Source organism: Parvibaculum sp., assembly GCF_019635935.1.
In the GTDB taxonomy this organism is placed as follows: Bacteria; Pseudomonadota; Alphaproteobacteria; order Parvibaculales; family Parvibaculaceae; genus Parvibaculum.
Map to the genome: position 1 here is coordinate 3,044,468 of NZ_JAHBYN010000001.1, position 18,675 is coordinate 3,063,142.

22 protein-coding genes are annotated in these 18,675 nt (G+C 68.0%); 20 read left to right on the forward strand and 2 right to left on the reverse strand.

The annotated features are described in order from the left end of the window. The first annotated feature begins 122 nt into the window (after positions 1 to 122). Together KF719_RS15010 and KF719_RS15015 are read left to right on the forward strand one after the other, a co-directional pair. A complete protein-coding gene (locus KF719_RS15010) occupies positions 123 to 584 on the forward strand; it encodes a YcgN family cysteine cluster protein (protein ID WP_293509663.1) in 462 nt (153 codons plus the stop codon). 140 nt (positions 585 to 724) lie between these two features. Next, positions 725 to 2,230 (forward strand): inorganic phosphate transporter, encoded by a 1,506-nt coding sequence (locus KF719_RS15015; protein WP_293509665.1) that lies wholly within the window; start codon positions 725 to 727, stop codon positions 2,228 to 2,230. A 10-nt stretch (positions 2,231 to 2,240) separates the two neighbouring features. On the opposite strand, the gene KF719_RS15020 is transcribed toward KF719_RS15015, so the two are convergent. Next, complete coding sequence (locus KF719_RS15020; RefSeq protein WP_293509667.1) at positions 2,241 to 2,705, reverse strand: NUDIX hydrolase; 465 nt, start codon at positions 2,703 to 2,705, stop codon at positions 2,241 to 2,243. 311 nt (positions 2,706 to 3,016) lie between these two features. Here KF719_RS15020 and KF719_RS15025 point away from each other — a divergent pair, with 311 nt between their 5' ends. From KF719_RS15025 to KF719_RS15035, 3 genes are all read left to right on the forward strand, one after another. Next, positions 3,017 to 3,652, forward strand: a complete 636-nt coding sequence (locus KF719_RS15025) for a hypothetical protein (protein WP_293509669.1) — start codon at positions 3,017 to 3,019, stop codon at positions 3,650 to 3,652. Then, the gene (locus KF719_RS15030) at positions 3,555 to 4,850 is read left to right on the forward strand and encodes a terminase family protein (protein WP_293509671.1); all 1,296 of its coding nucleotides are present in this window, start codon (positions 3,555 to 3,557) and stop codon (positions 4,848 to 4,850) included. The genes KF719_RS15025 and KF719_RS15030 overlap by 98 nt, the downstream gene beginning before the upstream one ends. A gap of 432 nt (positions 4,851 to 5,282) precedes the next feature. Next, entirely contained in the window at positions 5,283 to 6,497 is a 1,215-nt protein-coding gene (locus tag KF719_RS15035) for a phage portal protein (RefSeq protein ID WP_293509673.1), read from the forward strand. On the opposite strand, the gene KF719_RS15040 is transcribed toward KF719_RS15035, so the two are convergent. Continuing rightward, positions 6,466 to 6,762 carry a hypothetical protein gene (locus tag KF719_RS15040; RefSeq protein WP_293509675.1) on the reverse strand — a complete coding sequence of 99 codons (297 nt, stop codon included), beginning with the start codon at positions 6,760 to 6,762 and terminating at the stop codon, positions 6,466 to 6,468. The two genes, KF719_RS15035 and KF719_RS15040, sit on opposite strands and share 32 nt — an antisense overlap. Positions 6,763 to 6,808: 46 nt before the next feature. Here KF719_RS15040 and KF719_RS15045 point away from each other — a divergent pair, with 46 nt between their 5' ends. The 15 genes from KF719_RS15045 (at position 6,809) to KF719_RS15115 (ending at position 18,601) form a co-directional block, all read left to right on the forward strand. Next, on the forward strand, positions 6,809 to 7,051 hold the full coding sequence (locus KF719_RS15045) for a hypothetical protein (RefSeq protein ID WP_293509677.1): 243 nt from the start codon (positions 6,809 to 6,811) through the stop codon (positions 7,049 to 7,051). A gap of 342 nt (positions 7,052 to 7,393) precedes the next feature. Beyond that, positions 7,394 to 7,939 carry an HK97 family phage prohead protease gene (locus KF719_RS15050; RefSeq protein WP_293509679.1) on the forward strand — a complete coding sequence of 182 codons (546 nt, stop codon included), beginning with the start codon at positions 7,394 to 7,396 and terminating at the stop codon, positions 7,937 to 7,939. Between the two features lie 146 nt (positions 7,940 to 8,085). Next, positions 8,086 to 9,282 (forward strand): phage major capsid protein, encoded by a 1,197-nt coding sequence (locus tag KF719_RS15055; protein ID WP_293510668.1) that lies wholly within the window; start codon positions 8,086 to 8,088, stop codon positions 9,280 to 9,282. Between the two features lie 10 nt (positions 9,283 to 9,292). Continuing rightward, positions 9,293 to 9,727, forward strand: a complete 435-nt coding sequence (locus tag KF719_RS15060; RefSeq protein ID WP_293509681.1) for a hypothetical protein — start codon at positions 9,293 to 9,295, stop codon at positions 9,725 to 9,727. Next, positions 9,724 to 10,287, forward strand: a complete 564-nt coding sequence (locus KF719_RS15065) for a head-tail connector protein (protein WP_293509683.1) — start codon at positions 9,724 to 9,726, stop codon at positions 10,285 to 10,287. Before KF719_RS15060 ends, KF719_RS15065 begins: the two co-directional genes overlap by 4 nt. Beyond that, positions 10,284 to 10,604: a phage head closure protein gene (locus KF719_RS15070; RefSeq protein WP_293509685.1), complete on the forward strand. Its 321-nt coding sequence runs from the start codon at positions 10,284 to 10,286 to the stop codon at positions 10,602 to 10,604. The genes KF719_RS15065 and KF719_RS15070 overlap by 4 nt, the downstream gene beginning before the upstream one ends. Then, on the forward strand, positions 10,601 to 11,014 hold the full coding sequence (locus tag KF719_RS15075; protein WP_293509687.1) for a DUF3168 domain-containing protein: 414 nt from the start codon (positions 10,601 to 10,603) through the stop codon (positions 11,012 to 11,014). Before KF719_RS15070 ends, KF719_RS15075 begins: the two co-directional genes overlap by 4 nt. 140 nt (positions 11,015 to 11,154) lie before the next feature. After that, positions 11,155 to 11,568, forward strand: a complete 414-nt coding sequence (locus tag KF719_RS15080) for a phage major tail protein, TP901-1 family (RefSeq protein ID WP_293509689.1) — start codon at positions 11,155 to 11,157, stop codon at positions 11,566 to 11,568. A 2-nt stretch (positions 11,569 to 11,570) separates the two neighbouring features. Then, complete coding sequence (locus KF719_RS15085; protein WP_293509691.1) at positions 11,571 to 11,894, forward strand: gene transfer agent family protein; 324 nt, start codon at positions 11,571 to 11,573, stop codon at positions 11,892 to 11,894. Further along, complete coding sequence (locus tag KF719_RS15090) at positions 11,891 to 12,082, forward strand: rcc01693 family protein (protein WP_293509692.1); 192 nt, start codon at positions 11,891 to 11,893, stop codon at positions 12,080 to 12,082. The genes KF719_RS15085 and KF719_RS15090 overlap by 4 nt, the downstream gene beginning before the upstream one ends. Before the next feature lie 10 nt (positions 12,083 to 12,092). Beyond that, a complete protein-coding gene (locus tag KF719_RS15095) occupies positions 12,093 to 12,722 on the forward strand; it encodes a phage tail tape measure protein (RefSeq protein ID WP_293509693.1) in 630 nt (209 codons plus the stop codon). Position 12,723: 1 nt separating this feature from the next. After that, positions 12,724 to 13,356 carry a DUF2460 domain-containing protein gene (locus KF719_RS15100; RefSeq protein ID WP_293509695.1) on the forward strand — a complete coding sequence of 211 codons (633 nt, stop codon included), beginning with the start codon at positions 12,724 to 12,726 and terminating at the stop codon, positions 13,354 to 13,356. A gap of 3 nt (positions 13,357 to 13,359) precedes the next feature. Next, positions 13,360 to 14,244 carry a DUF2163 domain-containing protein gene (locus KF719_RS15105; RefSeq protein WP_293509697.1) on the forward strand — a complete coding sequence of 295 codons (885 nt, stop codon included), beginning with the start codon at positions 13,360 to 13,362 and terminating at the stop codon, positions 14,242 to 14,244. Between the two features lies 1 nt (position 14,245). Then, a complete protein-coding gene (locus tag KF719_RS15110; protein ID WP_293509700.1) occupies positions 14,246 to 14,689 on the forward strand; it encodes an NlpC/P60 family protein in 444 nt (147 codons plus the stop codon). 3 nt (positions 14,690 to 14,692) lie between these two features. Further along, a complete protein-coding gene (locus KF719_RS15115; RefSeq protein WP_293509702.1) occupies positions 14,693 to 18,601 on the forward strand; it encodes a glycoside hydrolase/phage tail family protein in 3,909 nt (1,302 codons plus the stop codon). Positions 18,602 to 18,675 lie beyond the last annotated feature (74 nt).

The following is an 18,675-nucleotide window of genomic DNA, read 5'->3' on the forward strand; positions in this document are numbered from 1 at the left end:
GAAACGAGACTGAATTAACTTTGTGAGCGGATTGGGGCGCCTTCGCGGCGAAGCAATGGCAGGCATTCCGTGATTTTCCGGAACCGCTTGACGGCGCGCGCGGGCCGAGGTTCTGTGCCGGAATGACCGGTACCGGCGAACCCTTCTGGCGCGTGAAGCGCCTCGACGAAATGACCCGCGAGGAGTGGGAAAGCCTTTGCGACGGCTGCGCGAAGTGCTGCCTGACCAAGCTTCAGGACGAGGACACCGGCCAACTCGAATACACCGACATCGCCTGCCGCCTGCTCGATGCGGAGACCTGCCGCTGCTCGGACTATCCGAACCGTTCGACGCTGGTGCCCGATTGCGTGACGCTGACGCCGCAAAATCTCGAGGACATCGACTGGATGCCGCCTTCCTGCGCCTACCGTTTGTTGAAGGAGGGCAAGGACCTGCCGTGGTGGCACCCGCTGGTCTCGGGCGAATTCGAGACGGTGCGCCTCGCGGGAATGTCCGTTCACGGACGGTTTCTCTACGAGGACGAGGTCGACATGGAGGACCTCGAATTGCGGATCGTCGACTGGCCGCTGATGCCGCCCGAATGAGCCTCGGCGGGCCCCCCGGACCCCCGACTGTCATCGAACTGTCAAAAAACCGTCACAAATGCTAGCCGGGCCCCGCCCGAAATGCTAAAGGCTCTCCCCGGCCGGTTCGCCTGGGGGCGGCGGACGATTCGGGGGCGGTTTTGGCGAAGAGCACACTCGACAAGGACCTCAAAAAGGTCGTCCGTCTCGAAGAGGCGACCTATGCGCTTTCGCGTTCGATCGCGGCGCCGGGTCTTGCCGTCATTTTCCTGCTGGCCATCTTTTTGTTCATGGCCGGCCTCGCGCCGGTGGGACCGCTCAGCATCTTCGTGATCGCGGGCGGGGTGATCGCCGGCTACATGGCGCTGAACATCGGCGCCAACGATGTCGCCAACAATATGGGACCGGCGGTCGGCAGCCGCGCGCTGCCGCTCGGCGCCGCATTGATCATCGCCGCAATCTGCGAGGCGGCGGGTGCGATCCTGGCGGGCGGCGATGTCGTCAACACGATCTCGCGCAACATCGTCCAGCCTTCGGAATCGCTTGCGGTGCTCGACTTCGTGTTGCTGATGATGGCGTCCTTCCTCGCCGCCGCACTCTGGATCCATCTGGCGACATTCCTCAACGCGCCCGTTTCGACGACGCATTCGATTGTCGGCGGCGTGCTGGGCGCGGGCGTCGCGGCGGCCGGCATGGCGGCGATCAACTGGTCGATGATGAGCGCGATTGCCGCGAGCTGGGTGATCTCGCCGCTGATGGGTGGCATCATCGCGGCCGGCCTTCTCGGCTTCGTCAAATGGACGGTGCTCTTTCGCGAGGACCGGATCACGGCGGCCAAACGCTGGGTGCCGGTGATGATCGGCCTGATGGCGGGCACCTTCGCGATGTATCTGTCGCTGAAGGGTTTCTCGCGCATCTGGCGGCCGGCGCCCGAAACGGTGTGGGCATTGGGCGCCGCCGGTTTCGCGGCCGGCTGGTGGCTGTCGCGCCCCTGGATCGCGCGCCGTGCCACGACCATCGAAAACCGCCGCAAGCATGTGGCGCGGCTTTTCACGCTGCCGCTGATCTTCGCCGCCGCACTCTTGTCGTTCGCGCATGGCGCCAACGACGTGGCGAATGCGGTCGGCCCGCTCGCCGCGATTGTTGCCGCCGCCGAATCCGGCCAGGCCGCGCCCGACAAGGTGGCGCTGCCGCTCTGGGTGCTCTTGATCGGCGCGATGGGCATTGCGCTCGGGCTGGCGCTGTTCGGCCCGCGTCTCATCCGCACCGTGGGCGAGAAGATCACCAAGATGGACGCGGTGCGCGCCTTCTGCGTCGCGCTCGCCGCTGCGATCACGGTGCTGATCGCCTCCGCGATGGGCCTGCCGGTGTCGACGACGCATGTTGCGATCGGCGGCGTTTTCGGCGTCGGCTTCCTGCGCGAGTTCCTGGCCAATATCGGGTTGAACGCCGACGGCGTGAAACCGAGAAAGGTGCGTGCCGGCGACCCCGACACGCTGAACAAGACCCCGGAAGAGGCGATCCGCCGCCAGTCGAAGCGCGAGACGCGCAAACTGGTGCGCCGCCGCCATGTGCTGACCATCGCGGCCGCCTGGGTCATCACCGTGCCGGCGGCGGGCGCGCTGGCCGCCGGAATTTACGTGGCGCTGAAATTCTTCGTGGCCTGACGCCAAACGCCTAGAGGCGCTGGCGCAGCATCATCGCGAGGCCGGCAAGCTGCGGCTCGGAGAGCAGCTTGCGCGCTTCCGTGACGGTCGCCCAGTGGCGGCGGCGCTGCCTTTTCTCGGGCCATTCCTCGTGCTGTGTCGCGACGCGCAATGGGTAGAGATCGACCTCGATGGAAAGCGGGCGCAAGCCCCGCCGCTTGAAGCTGCGATAGGCGCCGAGCGGCACGGTTTCGATCTCGCCTTCGACGCCAGCCTCCTCGAAGGCCTCGCGCGCCGCGGCCTCCGCCGGCGTCAGCCCATCGATCAGCCCGCCCTTGGGAAAAATCCAGCGCCCGGTGCGCCGCGAGGTGACAAGCAGCACCGCGACCTGGCCGTCGATCACCGCATAGGGAATGACGCCGACCTGCCGCTGCGGCGCGCGCGGCGCGTGGCTGCGGAAGGTGTAGCGAAGCGAAAGGACAAGGCGGCGCAGCATGAGGGCTCCGGGGTGATGCGGGGGGAGCATAGCCGAGTCGGGGCGGGGATGGGGGGATTTGGTGAGAAGGCGTTGGGCGCGGTCCCACGACACCCACCAGTGTCATCCCGGCGAAAGCCGGGAACCATGGGCGGCAGCGGCAAGTCGTGAGTCACATGGACCCCGGCTTTCGCCGGGGTGACATCCGTTGTTTGGTTGGCGCACAGACCTCCACCCGCAATTTTTTCGCGTCCCGAAAGATATCCCCAGTTGTCAGCGTTGCGCTCGATACCCACTTACAGTCCATCTCCAGAATTGTACCCGGACGGAACATGACGACGAAGCGGAAGGCGAAGGCGCCGCCCGCGGCGAAGCCGCGTTTGACCAAGGTGGCGAAGCCGCGCTTGACCAAGGTGGCGAAGCCGCGTGTGCGCAAGGCGGACGATGCGGGCATCGATTGGGACCGCATTCGCGCCGACTATGAAATCGGCGCGCGACAGTTGAAGGCCATCGGGCTCGAACACGGCATCACATCGCAAAAGATTGCCTCGCGCGCGCTGCATGAGAACTGGCCGAAACGCGCCGAGGCCGCGGAAGCGCCGCCGCCCAAAACCGGCGGCGACCTGCCCGAGGATGCCGAGGCGCTGGCGGCGCGACTGACGAAACTGATCGCGCGCGAGATCGCCGATGTCGAGGGACAGCGGCGGACGACGCGCGACGACGCGGAAGGCGAGCGGCAGGCGCGGCGGCTCGCCTCGCTGGTGCGCTCGATCGACAAGCTTCACGAAATCGAACAGGCGGCGCGGCAGGCGAAAAAGAATGACCCCGACAGCGACAGAAAAAAGCGGCGCGACGAAGACGAGCGGATCTTTGCCGGACTTCGGGATCGCTTCGCTCGCTGCTTTGCCGCCGCCGATCAGGACAGACTTCACGAAGAAGCTGACGCGGCGCGAGGCGCGGACGCTTGAGGCCTGCTGGCGCTTCTGGGCGCGGCCCGACCAGCTTGCACCGGAAGGCGGCTGGACGACCTGGCTGATGCTGGGCGGACGCGGCGCCGGAAAAACGCGCGCCGGCGCCGAATGGGTGATGGAAGAGGTCGAGAGCGGCCGCGCCGGCCGCATCGCGCTGGTCGGCGAGACGCTCGCCGATGTGCGCGAGGTGATGATCGACGGGCCGTCGGGATTGCGCGGGGTGGCGCGGGCCGACATGCGGCCGCGCTACGAAGTGTCGCGCAAGCGATTGCTCTGGCCGAACGGCGCGGTGGCTTATGTGTTTTCGGCGGGCGAACCGGAAAGCCTGCGGGGCCCGCAATTCGACGCGGCCTGGGGCGACGAGCTGGCGAAATGGCGTCATGCCGAAGCGGCCTGGGACATGCTGCAATTCGGGCTGAGGCTGGGGCAGCACCCCCGGCAGGTGATGACGACGACGCCAAGGCCCGTGCCGCTGGTGAAGCGGCTGATCGCCGATGAAAGAACGGCGGTGACGCGGGCGGCGACGGCGGCGAACCGCGTCAACCTCGCCGATGGATTTTTCCGCAGCGTGATCGCGCGCTACGAGGGCACGCGGCTCGGGCGGCAGGAACTCGACGCCGAGTTGATCGAGGACAACCCGGACGCGCTGTGGACGCGCGAAACGATCGAGCGGGCCCGCCTGCGCGACGCGCGCGATTTCGTGCGCGTGGTGGTGGCGGTCGATCCGCCGGCCTCGAGCGGTGCCGGCGCCGACGAATGCGGCATTGTCTGCGCGGGGCTGGGGCCGGACGGCCGGGCTTATGTCGTCGACGACCGCTCGATGGGCCGCCTCTCGCCGCTCGCCTGGGCCAAGCGCGTCGCCGGCTGCTACCGCGCCCATGAGGCCGACCGCATCGTCGCCGAAGCGAACAACGGCGGCGAGATGGTCGCGCAGGTGATGCGCCAGGAAATGCCCGACGCGCCGATCCGGCTTGTGCATGCGACGCGGGGCAAGCGGCTGCGCGCGGAGCCCGTGGCCGCGCTTTACGAGCGCGGGCTGGTGCATCATGTCGGCGCGTTCGCGAAACTCGAAGACCAGATGTGCGACTGGACGCCCGGCGCGAAAAGCCCCGACCGCCTCGACGCGCTGGTCTGGGCACTGACGGAACTGATGCTGTCGGGCGAGGCAGGCGAGCCGAAGGTGAGACGGTTGTGAGGAAGAGGTTTGCACGCGAAGGCGCGAAGGAGCGAAGAAGAGAAGGAAGAAGGGACTCACACGGAGACACCGAGTCGCGGAGAAGAGAAGGACACCAGGATATGTCTGTTTGGGAATAATTGCGCCTTCGGCGCGAAGCGCCAATAAAACTTCGCGCCTTCGCGTGCACAACCTGTTCTTGCGTCGCTCGCCGAAAGCAAGACGTGGATGGCCCGCATAAAGCGGGCCATGACGGCATTGGGGGTGGCGAATGTATTTCTGCATCTCCAAAAATAAAAGTGTCATCCCGGCACTTGTTGCCGGGACCTAATCCACGTCGCCGCGAAACGAGACGCCAATGGGCCCCGGTGATCCCGGCCTGCGCCGGGACAGGCAAATCCCGGGGTGACACCGAAATTTTGAAATCCGCCGCGATAAATCAGGAGCGAATTCATGGCTGACCTGCTGCAAAAACTTGCGCGGCTGATGCGTCCGCGCGCGGACGAGCACGACGTGAAGCAAAGCCGCGTTGCGCCGGCCATCGCCTTTCACACGCTGGGGCGGCCGGTCTGGACGCCGCGCGATTATGCGGCGCTGGCGGACGAAGGCTTTCAGCGCAACGCGGTCGCCTATCGCTGCGTGCGGGCGATTGCGGAAGCCGCCGCGAGCGTGCCCTGGCTGCTTTACGAGGGGCCGCGCGAGCTCGCCGAACATCCGCTGCTGACGCTGCTGGAACGCCCGAACGCGGGCCAGGCCGGACCCGACCTCTTCGAAAGCTGGTTCGGCTTTTTGCAGGTGGCGGGGAATGCCTATCTCGAACAGGTATCGGTGGACGGGCGCCCGCGCGAGCTTTATGTGCTGCGGCCCGACCGGATGAAGGTCGTGCCGGGGGCGAGCGGATGGCCGGCCGCCTATGAATACGCCGTCAACGGACGGGTGACGACGATCCGATGCGACGCGGGGTCCGGCGAAAGTCCGGTGCTGCATATGCGGCTTTTCCACCCGCTCGACGATCATTACGGGATGAGCCCGCTGGAAGCGGCGGCGACCGCCATCGACATCCACAATGCCGCCGGCGGCTGGAACAAGGCGCTGCTCGACAATGCGGCGCGGCCCTCCGGCGCGCTGGTTTACAAGGGCGGCGAGGCGGGCGCGAACCTCAGCGACGACCAGTTCGAACGGCTGAAGCGCGAACTCGCCGACAATTATACCGGCCAGGCGAATGCCGGGCGGCCGCTGCTGCTCGAAGGCGGGCTCGACTGGAAGCCGATGGGGCTTTCGCCGAAGGACATGGATTTCATCGGCGCGAAAAACGCCGCGGCGCGCGACATCGCGCTCGCCTTTGGCGTGCCGCCGATGCTGCTCGGCATTCCGGGCGACAACACCTATGCGAATTACCGCGAGGCCAACCGCGCCTTCTGGCGGGCGAGCGTGCTGCCACTCCTGGGCCGCACGGCCCGGGCGCTGACGCGCTGGCTCGCCCCGCATTACGAGGGCGGCGAACGCTTGCGCCTCTGGTACGACGCCGACGCGATCGAAGCGCTGTCGAGCGAACGCGAGGCGCTGTGGGCGCGGGTCGGCGGCGCGGGGTTCCTGTCAGACGAGGAGAAACGCGAGGCGGTGGGCTATGGCCGCGTCAGCCGGCCTTCGTCTTCTGCACGTGATTGAGGACGACGACCAGCGCGACGACGCCGAAAATCATGAAGACGAAGCTGATGCCGGTGCCGCGCATTGCATGGGAGACGTAGAGCAGCATCACGCCGATGGCGGCGCCGAAGCCCGCATGGGGCGAGACGCTGTAGCCCTTGATCGTGACGAGCGCGGGCACGGCTAACCTACGCGCGCGGGTGCGCTTTTCGGTCCAGATCAGAAGCATCGGCGCGCAGGCGAGCACGATGCCCATGGCGAGGATCATCCATTCTTCGGGGGTCATGCTTGTGTCTGGTCTCCGGGCGGGGATGGGAACGGGAGCAGCATACATGAACGGCGACGAAAAACACTGGCATCTCGACCGGCGCGTGCCGATCGCGGTGATCCTGACGCTGCTGCTGCAAAGCTGCGCGGCGCTTGTCTGGGCCGGGTCGGCGTCGGAACGCCTGACGACGCTCGAAATGCGCGCCGCCCGCATCGACGAAATGGTCGAGCGCACGGCGAGGCTTGAGGAGCGCGCGAGAGGCGCGAGCGAGGCGCTGGCAAGGATCGAGGCGAGGCTGGAGAGGTAGGGGCTTCAAGGCGCGGGCAATGACGGTGAGCGATTTTCCGCGTTGCCAAAAATAGAAGTGTCACCCCGGCGAAAGCCGGGGCCCACTCGCAGCGCCTCTTGCCGCAGCTTTGAATGTTACGCATCGGCACTGACGCCGTGCGCAATCGCCCTTGCTGAGGGAGCCAATGGGCCCCGGCTTTCGCCGGGGTGACATCGTTGGTTATGTCGGCTCCGAAAATCGGCCGGCTTTCGCCGGGATGACACCGAAATTGAGAAGGCGCCACCGCTTCACCTGAAGCCGGGCGCCTTTTTGTTGCCTGAACGGCAAACCCCGAAACCATCCGACAACGGAGGATCAAGCGTGAGCGAGGCTGAACGGAGAGGCGCGGAGCGCAAGGCGGCGCGGTTCCAGGCGAAAAGCGTCCGGCCCGACGGGACGTTCGAGGGCTATGCGTCGCTGTTCGGCGCCGAGGACCTCGGCCGCGACATTGTGATGCCCGGCGCCTTCGCGCGCTCGCTGACGCGGCGCGGGGCCCGCGGCGTCAAGCTCCTCTACCAGCACGACGCCGGCGAGGTGATCGGCGTCTGGACCGACATCCGCGAGGACGCGCGCGGCCTCTTCGTGCGCGGGCGCTTGCTGCCCGATGTCGCCCGCGCCCGCGAGGTGCTGGCGCTGATGCGCGCCGGCGCGGTCGACGGTCTGTCGATCGGCTACCACGTGGTGCGCGCCGAGAAGGACGGAAAGCGCGGCGCGCGCCGCCTCGTCGAACTCGACCTCTGGGAAATCTCGGTGGTCACTTTTCCGATGCTGCCGGAAGCGCGCGTCAGCGCCGTCAAGGCGGCACGGAGCGCCGATGCGGCGCTCGTTCGCGCGATGCGGGCGGCGGCGCGTCTTTTCCGAAGCTGAAACCTTTCACCCCCCGAACGGAGAACCCCATGTCCCTGTGGATGAACGACCTGCCGCGCGTCGGCGCCTCGCTGAAGGAACCGGAACGCAAAAGCGCGCCCGATGCCAAGGGCGAGCGCAAGAGCGCCGATGCGACCGGCGCCGAAATGCGCGAAGCGATGGACGAGCTGATGTCGTCCTTCGAGGCCTTCAAGGAGGCGAATGACGAACGCTTGAGCGATATCGAGCGCAAGGTGGCGGCCGATCCGCTGACCGACGAAAAGCTCGCCCGCATCGACCGCGCCCTCGACCGGCAGACGAAGAAGGTCGAGGACCTGGCGCTGGCGGCGGCCCGGCCCGAACTCGGCGGCGAACGGGCAGGCCCCGCCGCGGCGCGCGAACACAAGCGCGCCTTCGAACATTATGTCCGCAAGGGCGAGGCGCATGAGTTGCGCGGGCTGGAGGCGAAGGCGCTGTCGACGCAGCCCGGACCCGACGGCGGCTACCTGGTGCCGGTCGAGACCGAAAGGCTGATCGACCGCATCGTCTCGGAAGTGTCGCCGATCCGCGCCATCGCCGGCGTCCGCCAGATCGGCGCCGCGAGCTACAAGAAGCCGTTCACGACCGGCGGTCCGCAAACGGGCTGGGTCGGCGAAACGGAAGCGCGTCCCGGCACCGCGACGCCGACGTTGTCGGAAATCGAGTTCCCGGCGATGGAGCTTTATGCGATGCCGGCCGCGACCTCGACGCTGCTCGACGATGCCGCCGTCAATATCGACCAGTGGCTGGCGGAAGAAGTGCAGACCGCCTTTGCCGAACAGGAAGGCGCCGCCTTCGTCGCCGGCGACGGCGTGAAGAAGCCGCGCGGTTTCCTCGACTACGAGATGGTGGCGGATGCGAGTTGGGAGTGGGGCAAGCTCGGCTTCGTCGCGACGGGCGCGGCCGGCGCCTTCCCGGCGACCAATCCGTCCGACAAGCTGATCGATCTCATCTATGCGGTGAAGGCCGGCTACCGCGCCAATGGCCGCTTCGTGATGAACCGCGCCACGCAATCCGTGATCCGCAAGTTCAAGGATGTCGACGGCAATTATCTCTGGCAGCCGGCGCTGGCCGCCGGTCAGCCGCCGACGCTTCTGAACTATCCGGTGACGGAGGCCGAGGAGATGCCGTCGATCGGCGCCAATGCGCCGGCCATCGCCTTCGGCGACTTCAAGCGCGGCTACCTGATCGTCGACCGGCTCGGCGTGCGCGTGCTGCGCGATCCCTACAGCGCGAAGCCCTACGTGCTGTTCTACACCACCAAGCGCGTCGGCGGCGGGGTGCAGAACTTCGAGGCGATCAAGTTCCTGAAATTCGCGGAATAGGAGGAACGAGATGCGCGACATCCATAGCGGCATCGCCACCGTGCAGACCCTCGATCCCGCGCTGACGACCGCAACGCGCTACGGCGCGCCGGTCGACCGCAAGGGCTTCGAGGCGGTGGAGCATATCGTCTGCATCGGCGCGACCGACGAGGAGCTGTCGCCGGAACTCGCGATCGCCTGCGCGATCGAGGTTTCGGAAAACGGCGGCGACTGGCAGCCGGTGACGGCGCAATACGAGGTGCTGGGCGGCCCGCTCGGCGAGGACGGCATTTTTGCCGTCATCGACGATGTGGCGGGCGACCAGCGCGACTACCGGATCGGTTATGTGGGCCCGGCGCGCTATACGCGCGTCGCGGTCCGCCTGACCGGTACGCATGAGGACGGTACGCCGGTCGCGGCGCTGGCGCTGCTGGCGCATGCGCATCTGAAGCCGGTGACGCCATGACGCTGGCGCTTCTGACAGACCCGGCCGCCGAGCCGGTGACGCTGGCGGAGGCCCGCGCGCATCTGCGCCTCGACGGGACGGAGGAGAACCCGCTCGTCGAGGCGCTGATCGCGGCGGCCCGCGCGGCGCTCGAAGCCGAGACGCGGCGTGCTTTCGTGACGCAAAGCTGGCGGCTGACGCTGGACGACTGGCCGGCGGAGCCTGTGCGGCTGCCGCTTGCGCCGGTTGCCGCCGTGACGGCGGTGAAAGTCGCGAGCCTCAGCGGCGCGATGCTGCCGATCGATCCGGCATTCTACGAAACCGATCTCGCCGGCGAACCGCCGCGCCTTGCCGCGAAGCGCGGTCAGGCCTGGCCGATGCCGGCGACGCGGCTGGCGGGCATTGCGGTGGATTTCACGGCGGGCTATGGCGCCGCCGCCGATGTGCCGCCGCCGCTGAAACAGGCGCTGCTGTTTCTGGTGGCGCACTGGTTCGAAAACCGCGAGCCAACCGGCAGCGGCAACGAGCTGCCGCGCACGATCACGGCGCTTGTCGCGCCTTACAAGCGGGTGCGGCTGTGAGCGCGGGCGCAATGCGCGAGCGCGTGACGCTGCAGGTGCCGGTCCGGACGCCGGACGGCGCCGGCGGCGCGGATGTGACGTGGAACGACGTCGCAACCGTCTGGGCGAGCGTCATGGCACTGTCGGGGCGCGAACGGCCCGCCGGTGAACGCATGGAAGCGCGCCGCCGCCTGCAGGTGTTGATCCGTTACCGGAGCGACGTGACCGCGGCCAAGCGGCTTCTGTGGCAGGGCCGCGTGCTCGACATCCGGACCATGTGCGACATCGACGGCAAGCGGCACACGTTGATGATCGATTGCGAGGAGGGCGGCCAATGAGTGCGGACCTCGCCTTGCAGAAAGCGGTCCATGCGGCGCTCGCCGCCGATGCGGCAATCGCCGCGCTGGTCGGGACGCGCCTTCACGACAACCCGCCGGACGATGTGGTGCTGCCTTATCTGACGCTCGGCGAAAGCGAAATGCGCGACTGGAGCGCGGGCGAAAGCGCGGGCGCCGAACACCGGCTTTCGCTTCACGCCTTCGCGCGCGGCGGCGGGCGGACGCAAGTGAAGTCGATCCTCGGCGCGGTGCGGGCGGCGCTGCACGACGCGGCGCTGACGCTCGAAGGCCATGCGCTGGTCAACCTGCGTTTTCTCGACGCCGAAACGCGGCGCGAGCCGGACGGCACGACCTGGCGCGGCACGATCCGCTTCCGCGCGGTGACGGAGGAGAGTGCTGTCGGTCCATAGACAAATATACAGGTGTCATCCCGGCGAAAGCCGGGATCCATGGGTGGCTGCGACAAGTGGTGAAGCACATGGACCCCGGCTTTCGCCGGGGTGACAACAATTTTTGAAGATTCGCACAACAATTAATCGAGGAGCCGCAAATGACCGCCCAGAAAGGCAAGGACCTGCTGGTGAAGCTCGACGAGACCGGCACGGGCAGCTTCGCAACCGTTGCCGGGCTGCGCTCGCGCGCGCTCGCCTTCAACGCAAGGCCCGTCGACATCACCCATGCGGAATCGGCCGGGCGCTGGCGCGAGCTGCTGGAGGGCGCGGGCGTGCGCTCGGCCGGCGTGACCGGGCGCGGCATCTTCAAGGATGCAGGCTCGGACGCGAGCGTGCGCCAGATCTTCTTCGACGGCGCGATCCGCGACTGGCAGGTGGTGATCCCCGATTTCGGAACGGTTCAAGGTCCGTTCCAGATCGTCGCGCTGGAATTTTCCGGCGAGCATGACGGCGAAGTGACATTCGACCTGGCGCTCGAAAGCGCCGGCGCGATTTCGTTCACGGGCGCATGACGATGGCCAACAGACATCGCGGCGAAATCGAGGCGGTGCTTGGCGGCGAGCGGCGGACGCTGGTGCTGACGCTGGCGGCGCTGGCGGAGCTTGAGCAAGCCTTCGGCGGCGAGGACATGCTGGCGCTGGCGGCGCGCTTCGAGACGGGACGCATTTCGGCGATGGATGCGGTGCGCGTGATCGGAGCCGGCTTGCGCGGCGCGGGCGCCGAAATTTCCGATGCCGAGGTGGCGCGGCTGACGGCCGAAGGCGGCGCGGCGGGCTTCATCGCCGTGGTCGCCGATCTTCTGTCGGCGACCTTCGGCGGCGGCGCGACGACGAAATGAGCGCGGCGCGCTTTCCCTGGGACGAAGCGATGACGCTCGGCCTCGGACGGCTGCGCCTCGCGCCCGATATTTTCTGGCGGCTGACGCTGCCCGAACTCGCCGCCGCCGCGCGGGCTTTCGCGCCGGGCGGACAACCGCCGATGGCGCGCGGTGAACTCGAAGGGTTGATGCGGCGCTTCCCCGACTGATGGAGACGACATGACCCCGGATACCGACCCGGCCGCGACCGCGCGCGCCATGGAGGAGGCGGCTGCGGCGACGCGCGCCTTCGGCCTCGAAACGCAGCGCACGCTGCGCGGCGTGACGGAGGACTATCGCCGCGCCGGCGCCGGCGGGCGCGATTTCGGCCGCGCCTTGTCGTCGGCCTTCGACGGCATTGCACTGAAGGGCCGCTCGCTTTCCGACGTGTTGCGGAAACTGGCGCTCGACATTTCGCGTCTCGCGCTCGAAAGCGTGACGCGCTCGATTTCGGGCGCGGTGGCAGGCGGCTTGAGCGGTCTTGTCGGCGGCATCGTCGGCAGTGCGAAGGGCAACGCCTTTGCCGATGGCCGCGTGCTGCCGTTTGCGAAAGGCGGCGTCGTCAACAGCCCGATGCTGTTTCCGCTGCGCGGCGGCTCGGGGCTCGCGGGCGAAGCGGGACCGGAAGCGATATTGCCGCTGAAGCGCGGGGCCGACGGCCGCCTCGGCGTGGCGACCGAAGGCGGCGGCAGCGCGATCAACGTGACCTTCAACGTGACGGCGGCGGACGCCGAAAGTTTCCGCCGCTCGGAATCGCAGATCGCCGCGATGCTGACCCGTGCGGCGAAACGGGGAACGAGGAATCTCTGACATGGCCTTTCATGAAATCCGCTTTCCGCTCGACATCGCTTTCGGTTCGTCGGGCGGGCCGGAGCGGCGCACCGAGATTGTGACGCTGGGGTCGGGCCATGAGGAGCGCAACAGCCCCTGGGCCGGATCGCGGCGGCGCTACAATGCCGGTTACGGGCTTCGCGCGCTCGACGACATTCATGCGCTGATCGAATTTTTCGAGGCGCGGCACGGAAGGCTGCACGGCTTTCGCTGGAAAGATCGCGCCGACTGGAAGAGCGGTGCGCCGGGCGTGAGCATCGCCGCGACGGATCAGACGCTCGGCGCGGGCGACGGCACGCGCACGGCGTTTCAGCTCGTCAAGACCTATGCGTCGGGCGGCGCGAGCTATACGCGCGAGATTGCAAAGCCGGTCGCGGGCAGCGTGCGTGTCGCGGTCGGCGGCGTCGAGAAAACAGAGGGCACGGATTTTTCGGTCGATCATGCGACCGGCATCGTGACATTCGCAGCACCGCCGGCGGGCGGCGCAAGCGTGACCGCGGGTTTCGAATTCGACGTGCCGGTGCGCTTCGACACCGATTTTCTCGACATCGATCTCGGCGCTTTCGAGGCCGGCAGCGTGCCGGCCGTGCCGGTGGTCGAAGTGAGGATGTGACCGATGAAAACCCTCCCCCTCGGCCTTGCCGCGCATCTGGCGTCGGGCGCGACGACGCTGGCGACCTGCTGGAAGCTGACGCGCGCCGACGGCGCGACGATGGGCTTCACCGATCACGACCGCGACATCGCGTTCGGCGGCACGACATACGAGGCGGCGGGCGGTTTCACCGCGACGGCGCTTGAAAATTCCTCCGGGCTCGCGGTCGACAATCTCGATGTCGCGGGCGCGCTGTCCTCGGCGCGGATCGAGGAGGGCGATCTTGCGGCCGGTCTCTACGACGATGCCGAAATCGAGATCTGGCGCGTCAACTGGCAGGCGCCGGCGGAGCGCGTGTTGCTGCGCAAGGGAAATATCGGCGAGGTGACGCGCGGGCGCGGAAGTTTCACCGCCGAGCTGCGCGGCCTCGCGCACCGGCTCAACCAGCCGACAGGCCGCATCTTCCAGTATGGCTGCGACGCGGATCTCGGCGATGCACGCTGCGGCATCGATCTCGCAAACGGCGCGTTTCACGGCGAGGGCGCCGTGACAAGCGCCGAGGACGACCGTGTTCTCGTAGCAAGCGGGCTTGGCGGTTTCGCCGCCGGCTGGTTCGAGCGCGGCAAGCTCGTTTTCACGAGCGGCGCCAACGAAGGCGCGGCGATGGAAGTGAAGGCGCATGCGCTTGCGCCGGAAGGCGCGCGGCTCGAACTCTGGCGGCGCATGGCGCGGCCGGTCGAAGCGGGCGACACATTCACGGTGACGGCCGGATGCGACAAGCAGTTCGCGGCCTGCCGCGCGAAGTTCGCCAACGGCATCAATTTTCGTGGCTTTCCGCACATGCCCGGCAACGACTTCGTGGTGGCGCGCGCGGGCGATGGCCCGAACGACGGCGGCAGGCGGAGCTGACATGACAAGACGCGACGACATCGTGGCCGCGGCGCGCGGCTGGATCGGCACGCCCTATCGTCATCAGGCGAGCCTGAAAGGTGCCGGCACCGATTGCCTGGGCCTGGTGCGCGGCGTCTGGCGCGAGACGATGGGCGACGAACCGGAATTGCCGCCGCCCTATACGGCCGATTGGGCCGAGCGGCCGGGCGGCGGCGCGCGCGAGACCATGGCCGAGGCCGCGCGGCGGCACATGATCGAGATTGCGGCGGCGGATGCGGGCGCGGGCGACGTGATGTTGTTCCGCATGCGCGACGGCGGCCCGGCGAAACACGCGGCGATCCTCAGCGGTGCCGACCGGATGATCCATGCCTGGTCGGACCATGCGGTTGTCGAAACGGCGATGGGCCGCTGGTGGCGCGCGCGCGCCGCTTTCGCGTTCCGCTTTCCCGGCATGGAAGACTGAAGCATGGCGACACTCGTTCTCTCCTCCGTCGGGTCGGCCATCGGCGGCGCGCTTTTGCCGTCGGGCCTGAGCTTCTTCGGCGCGACCATCGGCGGCGCGGCGTTGGGCGGCGCGCTCGGCGCCGGGCTCGGCTCCTATGTGGACGGCCAGCTTTTCGGTTCGTCGGCAAGCGCCGAAGGCCCGCGCCTCAACGATCTGCATGTGATGGCCTCGACCGAGGGCGCGCCGGTGCCGCGCGTTTACGGACGCGCGCGGCTGGCGGGCCAGGTGATCTGGGCGACCGAATACAAGGAGCATGTCAGCCGGCGTTCGTCGGGCGGCGGCAAGGGCGGCGGCGGATCGTCGGCGACCGTCACCGAATACAGCTACAGCATCTCCTTCGCGGTCGGCCTCTGCGAAGGCGCAGTGACGCGCATCGGCCGCATCTGGGCCGACGGCAAGCCGCTGCCGCTGTCGGGCCTCGCATGGCGGCTGCACAAGGGCGGCGAAACGCAGCAGCCCGATCCGCTGATCGAGGCGATCGAGGGCGCGGACGCGGCGCCCGCCTGTCGCGGCACGGCCTATGTCGTGTTCGAGGACATGGATGTGACGCCTTTCGGCAACCGCATTCCGCAACTGAGCTTCGAAGTGTTTCGCGCGTTGAGCGAAGTCGAAGGCATGGTGCGCGCGGTGACGATGATCCCCGGCGCCGGCGAATTCGTCTACGACACGAGCCCGCAGCGCGAAATCCTGAGCGAGACGTCGAGCCGGGCGCTGAATGTGCATACATCCGAAGCGCGTGCCGACTGGCATGTGGCGCTCGACGATCTCGAGGCGACCTGCCCGAACGCGAAGGCCGTGTCGCTGGTGGTGAGCTGGTTCGGCGACGATCTGCGCTGCGGGCATTGCACGGTTCGCCCGAAAGTCGAAATCGGCCACAAGATCACGCAGCCGGGACACTGGTCGGTCGCCGGGCTCGGGCGCGCCGCCGCGCAAACCGTGAGCACAATTGACGGCCGGCCGGCCTATGGCGGTACGCCCTCGGACGCATCGGTGGTGCGCGCGTTGCAGGACATCAAGGCGCGCGGACTTGCGGCGGTCTTCTATCCCTTCGTGATGATGGACGTGGCCGCCGGCAACGAACTGCCCGACCCGTGGAGCGCGGCGGGCACACAAGCCGTCTATCCGTGGCGCGGGCGCATCACCTGCGACCCGGCGCCCACCCGCGACGGCACGCCCGACAAGACGAGCGCGGCGGCAACGCAGGTTGCGGCGTTTTTCGGCAGTACGACGCCGGGGGGCAGCGAATGGTCCTACCGCCGCATGGTGCTGCACTACGCGCAGCTTTGCGCCGATGCCGGCGGCGTCGACGCCTTCCTGATCGGCTCGGAACTGAAGGCGCTGACGCAGGTGAGGAGTGCGGCCGGCAGTTATCCGGCCGTCGCGGCGCTGAAGACGCTTGCCGCCGATGTGCGCGCGATCCTCGGGCCGGAGACGAAAATTTCCTATGCGGCCGACTGGTCGGAATATGCGGGCCACGCGCCGGGCGACGGCACGGGCGATCTCTATTTTCACCTCGATCCGCTCTGGGCCGATACCAATGTCGATTTCATCGGCATCGACAATTATGCGCCGCTGACCGACTGGCGCGACGGACATGCGCATCTCGACGCCGCGGCGGGCTGGCGTTCGATCTACGATCTCGATTATCTGCGCGGCCGCATCGCGGGCGGAGAAGATTTCGACTGGTATTATGCGAGCGAGGAAGACCGCGCCGCGCAAATCCGCACGCCGATCACCGATGGCGCATATGGCAAGCCCTGGGTGTGGCGGGCGAAGGACATCAAGTCCTGGTGGCAGAACGAACATTACAACCGGCCGGGCGGCACGGAAGCCGCGACGCCGACCGCCTGGGTGCCGCAATCGAAGCCGGTCTGGCTCACCGAACTCGGCTGCCCGGCAGTCGACAAAGGCGCGAACCAGCCCAACGTCTTTGTCGATCCGAAATCGGCCGAAAGCGCGCTGCCGCATTTCTCGCGCGGCACGCGGGACGATTTCATGCAGCGCCGCTTCATCGAGGCGCAGATGTCCTATTGGAACCCGGCGCATGCGGATCATGTCGCGGGCGCGAACCCCGTTTCGTCAGTCTATGGCGGACGCATGGTCGATCCGGCCCGAATCTTTCTCTGGACCTGGGACGCGCGGCCCTTTCCGGCTTTCCCGGATCGCACCGACATCTGGGCCGATGGCGAGAACTGGCGGCTCGGCCACTGGATGAACGGCCGCATGGGTGCAGCACCTTTGGCCGATCTTGCCGCCGCGATCATGCGCGAGGCGGGCTTTGAGGATTTCGACGTCGGCGAACTCGGCGGCACGGTCGAAGGTTTCGTTGTCGACCGCATCATGTCGCCGCGCGCCGCGCTCGAACCGCTGATGCTGGCGCATTTCTTCGACGCCGCCGAGACGCAAGGCCTGATCCGCTTCCGCCATTTCGGCGATGCGCCCGTTGTCGCGCTGACGCCCGGCATGCTGGCGGTCGGCGAGGCCAGCGCCGCGCCCGGCTATGCGCTGACGCGCGGACAGGAAACCGAACTGCCGCTGGCCGCCAAGCTCGCCTATATCGATGGCGGCGGCGAGTACCGCCAGGCGGCGGTTGAGGCGAGACGGTTGGCGGGCAGCAGCGAGCGCGTGGCCGCGACGACGCTGCCGATGGTGCTGACGCAAGCCGCCGCGCAAGGCATCGCCGATATATGGATGCAGAAGGCGTGGAGCGAACGCGAGCGGGCGGCGCTGTCGCTGCCGCCGAGCCTCCTGGCGCTCGATCCGGGCGATGTGGTGACGCTCGACCTGCCGCATCGCGCCGCGCGCATCCGCCTGACCGAAATTTCCGATGCCGGCGCGCGCGAGGCCCGCGGCGTCGAGAGCGAGGCGAGCCTTTACGGGCCGGTGACGGCGCCGGTCCGCACGAGCCGCCCGGCCGCCGCACCAAGCTACGGCACGCCGCTCGCGGTCTTCATGGATTTGCCGCTCCTGACCGGCGAGGAGACGCCGCATGCGCCGCGCGTCGCGGTGGCGGCCGATCCCTGGCCGGGCGGCGTCGCTTTTTTCAAGAGCGCCGGCGCGGGCTTTGTCTTCGACCGCGTGGTGACGCGCGCCGCGACGCTCGGCCGGACGCTGACGCCGTTGATGCCGGGGCCGGTCGGGCGCTGGGACGAGGTCAATGAATTCAGCGTCGCGTTGTCGAGCGGCGCGCTGGCAGGCGCCGATGCGCTGTCCGTGCTGGCGGGCGCCAATGCCGCCGCGCTCGAAACGCCGGAAGGCGACTGGGAGATATTGCAGTTCCGCGAGGCGCTGCTGGTCGCGGCGGGCGAGATGAAACTCTCCGGCCTGTTGCGCGGACAGGCCGGAACCGAAGCGGCGATGCGCGCGCCGCTCGCGCCCGGTGCGCGCTTCGTGCTGCTCGACGATGCGGTGGGCGAACTCGGGCTGAGCGACGCCGAGCGCGGCCTCGCGCGGGTCTGGGCCTACGGTCCCGCGCCGCTGCCCCGCGACGACGCGACCTATCAGAGCGTGACGCGGGCCTTCGAGGGCGTCGGCCTGCGTCCGTTGAGTCCTGTGCATCTGCGGGCGCGGCGCGACGCGGATGGCCACATCGAGATCGCATGGATCCGCCGCACGCGCATCGGCGGCGACAGTTGGGCTGGGCTCGACGTGCCGCTCGCCGAAGAAGCGGAACGCTATGAAGTCGAAATCCGCGACGGCACGACGGTGAAGCGCATTCTCGCGGTGAGTGAGCAGCAAGCGGAGTACGCAACCGCCGAGCAGATCGCCGATTTCGGCGGCGCGGATTTTCCGGTGCTCGAAATCGCGGTCTACCAGTTGAGCGCGCGCTTCGGCCGCGGCACGGGCGGCCACGCAACCGTCGCGCTCTGACGGACCTCTCCAATTCGGCGTGGCTTTCGCTTGACAATGTTCCCTATTTGTTCTGAGATATGGGAACAAAATCC